The organism is Pseudomonas sp. NPDC087817 (assembly GCF_044742875.1).
Lineage (GTDB): Bacteria > Pseudomonadota > Gammaproteobacteria > Pseudomonadales > Pseudomonadaceae > Aquipseudomonas.
This window is the reverse complement of sequence record NZ_JBIUVJ010000093.1, coordinates 9,159-12,622: the sequence shown is the minus strand read 5'-3', so window position 1 is coordinate 12,622 and position 3,464 is coordinate 9,159. Positions and strand designations below refer to the sequence as shown.

Genomic DNA, 3,464 nt, shown 5'->3' with positions numbered 1-3,464 from the left:
TCGAGCGCCTCGAATCCTCCCTGGTCCACATCAAGCACAAGCTGCGCGCCACTGGCGAGCGCGAGGTCAAATCCCTCGTGGTCGGCGAACTGGTGATGGCCGAGCTGCAAAAGCTCGATGAAGTGGCCTACATCCGTTTCGCCTCGGTGTACCGACGCTTCCAGGACCTCAACGAGTTCCGCGAAGAGATCGACCGCCTCGCCCGCGAACCGGTGAAAGAATGACCCGCGCCGCCGAGCAGGCCATCCTCGACGCCCATTTCATGGCCCGCGCGCTGGAACTGGCGCGCAAAGGTCACTACACCACGCACCCCAACCCTCGTGTGGGCTGCGTGATTGTGAAGGACGGGCAGATTGTCGGCGAAGGCTGGCATGAACGTGCCGGCGAACCGCACGCCGAAGTCCACGCCTTGCGCGCCGCCGGTGAACTGGCCCGGGGCGCCACCGCTTACGTGACGCTGGAACCTTGCAGCCACCATGGCCGCACGCCGCCGTGTGCCGATGCGTTGGTCAATGCCGGCGTTGGGCGTGTGGTCGCAGCAATGCGCGATCCCAACCCGCAAGTGGCCGGCCGTGGCTTGCAGCGTCTGGCCGATGCCGGTATCGCCACCGAAAGCGGCGCGCTGGAAGGTGAGGCGCGCAAGCTCAATCAAGGTTTCCTGAAACGCATGGAACACGGCTTGCCGTTCGTGCGGGTCAAGTTGGCCATGAGCCTCGACGGTCGCACGGCGATGGAGAGCGGCGAGAGCCAATGGATCACCGGCCCGGCCGCACGTTCGGCGGTGCAGCGTTTGCGCGCCCAGGCCAGCGTGGTGCTGACCGGTGCCGACACGGTGCTGGCCGATGGCGCCCGCCTGACCGTGCGCGCTGACGAGTTGGGCCTGGATGCCGAACAAACTGCTCTGGCCATCAGCCGCCCGCCATTGCGCGTGCTGATTGATGGTCGTCTGCGGGTGCCGCTCGACGCGCCATTCTTCAAGGCTGGGCCGGCGCTGGTCGCCACGTGCATGGCAGTCGAAGAGCAATACGCCAACGGTCCGGAGTGCCTGATCGTGCCGGGCGATGACGGTCAGGTCGATCTGCATCAACTGCTGATCGAACTGGCCGGCCGTGGCGTCAATGAAGTGTTGGTCGAGGCTGGCCCGCGTCTGGCCGGTGCGTTTGCTCAGCTCAGTCTGGTCGACGAGTTCGTGATCTTCATCGCCGGCAAGTTTCTGGGTTCCTCGGCACGTCCGCTGCTGGACTGGCCGCTGTCCTTCATGAAGGACGCCCCCGAGCTGAAAATCACTGAAATTCGCGCGGTTGGCGATGACTGGCGAGTCACTGCCATCCCTGTTCCATCGGCGAGCGTATAATTCCCGGCCATCGCGTTAGCGCTGGCTTCGTTCTCAAGGAGAACCCCATGTTTACCGGCATCATCGAATCCATCGGCAGTATCCGTGCACTGACCCCAAAGGGCGGCGATGTACGGGTGCATGTTGCAACCGGCAAGCTCGACCTGAGCGACGTCAAACTCGGCGACAGCATCGCGGTCAACGGCGTCTGCCTGACGGCGGTTGAATTGCCGGGTGACGGTTTCGCTGCCGACGTCAGCCGCGAAACCCTCGACTGCACCGCCATGAATGACCTGAAAAGCGGCAGCCCGGTCAATCTGGAAAAAGCCCTGACGCCGACCACCCGTCTCGGCGGGCATCTGGTCAGCGGTCACGTCGACGGTGTCGGCGAGATCGTTTCCCGCGCCGACAATGCCCGCGCGGTGGAATTTCGCATCCGCGCGCCGAAGGAACTGGCCAAGTACATCGCCCACAAAGGCTCGATCACCGTCGACGGCACCAGCCTGACCGTGAACGCGGTCGATGGCGCCGAATTCATGCTGACGATCATTCCGCACACCCTGAGCGAAACCATCATGGCGTCCTACAAGCCAGGTCGCCGGGTGAATCTGGAAGTCGACTTGCTGGCGCGTTATCTGGAGCGTCTGCTCTTGGGCGACAAGGCCGCAGAGCCGAGCGCTGGCGGTACGATCACTGAAAGCTTTCTGGCCGCCAACGGCTACCTCAAATCCTGACTGAAGGGGGTGCCTTGTGGCGCTCAATAGCATCGAAGAACTGGTTGAAGACATCCGCCAAGGCAAGATGGTCATCCTCATGGATGACGAAGACCGCGAGAACGAAGGCGACCTGATCATGGCCGCCGAATGCTGCACGGCTGCGCACATCAACTTCATGGCCAAGCACGCCCGTGGCCTGATCTGCATGCCGATGAGCCGCGAGCGCTGCGAACTGTTGAAGCTGCCACTGATGGCCCCGCGTAACGGTTCCGGTTTCGGTACCAAGTTCACCGTGTCGATCGAAGCGGCCGAAGGCGTGACCACCGGCATCTCCGCCGCCGACCGTGCACGCACCGTGCAAGCCGCTGCCGCCAAAGACGCCAAGGCTGAAGACATCGTCAGCCCGGGCCACATCTTCCCGCTGATGGCACAGGCCGGTGGCACCCTGGCTCGCGCCGGCCACACCGAGGCCGCTTGCGACCTGGCGCGCATGGCCGGTTTCGAGCCGAGCGGCGTGATCTGCGAAGTGATGAACGACGACGGCACCATGTCCCGCCGCACCGAACTGGAAGCTTTCGCTGCCGAACACAACATCAAGATCGGCACCATCGCCGACCTGATCCACTACCGGATGATCCACGAACGTACCGTTCAGCGGATTGCCGAGCAGCCGCTGGACAGCGAACTGGGCCAATTCAACCTGGTGACCTATCGTGATTCGGTGGAAGGCGACGTGCACATGGCCCTGACGTTGGGCACTGTTTGCGCCGAAGAACCGACCCTGGTTCGCGTACACAACATGGACCCTCTGCGCGACCTGCTGATGGTCAAGCAACCGGGCCGCTGGAGCCTGCGCGCCGCGATGGCTGCGGTTGCCGAAGCGGGCAGCGGTGTGGTGCTGTTGCTCGGTCACCCGCTCGATGGTGACGTGTTGCTGGCGCACATCCGTGAAACCGGTGATCAGGCCGCGCCGAAAAAACCGACCACCTACAGCATCGTCGGTGCCGGTTCGCAGATCCTGCGTGACCTCGGTGTGCGCAAAATGCGTTTGATGAGCGCGCCAATGAAATTTAATGCGATATCCGGTTTCGATCTGGAAGTTGTAGAATACGTGCCCTCCGAATAATGACCGGTTGTTTCCGGCATTGTTGACATGGATTCTTGTGGTGAGGGGATTCATCCCCGACGGCTGCGCAGCGGCCCCTGTTTTGGGACTGCTACGCAGTCCATCGGGGATAAATCCCCTCGCCACAGCTAATATCACTGAGGGATGCGTACGAGACGCGTCCCGGCTCTTTAAGAGAACTGACGAATGACCCTGAAGACCATCGAAGGTACCTTCATCGCCCCTAAAGGCCGCTACGCTTTGGTAGTGGGCCGCTTCAACAGCTTCGTTGTTGAAAGCCTGGTCAGCG

The 3,464-nt window shown here is 62.6% G+C and carries 4 protein-coding genes and 1 pseudogene; all 5 read left to right on the top strand.

From position 1 onward, the window contains the following. The coding region (locus ACIONG_RS28285) for an ATP cone domain-containing protein (RefSeq protein ID WP_401304125.1) at positions 1 to 224 on the top strand (224 nt) is incomplete at its 5' end. After that, a complete protein-coding gene (gene ribD, locus ACIONG_RS28280; RefSeq protein WP_401304122.1) occupies positions 221 to 1,354 on the top strand; it encodes a bifunctional diaminohydroxyphosphoribosylaminopyrimidine deaminase/5-amino-6-(5-phosphoribosylamino)uracil reductase RibD in 1,134 nt (377 codons plus the stop codon). The genes ACIONG_RS28285 and ribD, both read left to right, overlap by 4 nt. Before the next feature lie 47 nt (positions 1,355 to 1,401). Continuing rightward, on the top strand, positions 1,402 to 2,067 hold the full coding sequence (locus tag ACIONG_RS28275) for a riboflavin synthase (RefSeq protein ID WP_103303732.1): 666 nt from the start codon (positions 1,402 to 1,404) through the stop codon (positions 2,065 to 2,067). A 16-nt stretch (positions 2,068 to 2,083) separates the two neighbouring features. Next, positions 2,084 to 3,175 carry a bifunctional 3,4-dihydroxy-2-butanone-4-phosphate synthase/GTP cyclohydrolase II gene (gene ribBA, locus ACIONG_RS28270; RefSeq protein WP_103303731.1) on the top strand — a complete coding sequence of 364 codons (1,092 nt, stop codon included), beginning with the start codon at positions 2,084 to 2,086 and terminating at the stop codon, positions 3,173 to 3,175. Positions 3,176 to 3,361: 186 nt separating this feature from the next. Further along, positions 3,362 to 3,464 (top strand): annotated as a pseudogene (gene ribH / locus ACIONG_RS28265) (6,7-dimethyl-8-ribityllumazine synthase); the annotation flags it as partial.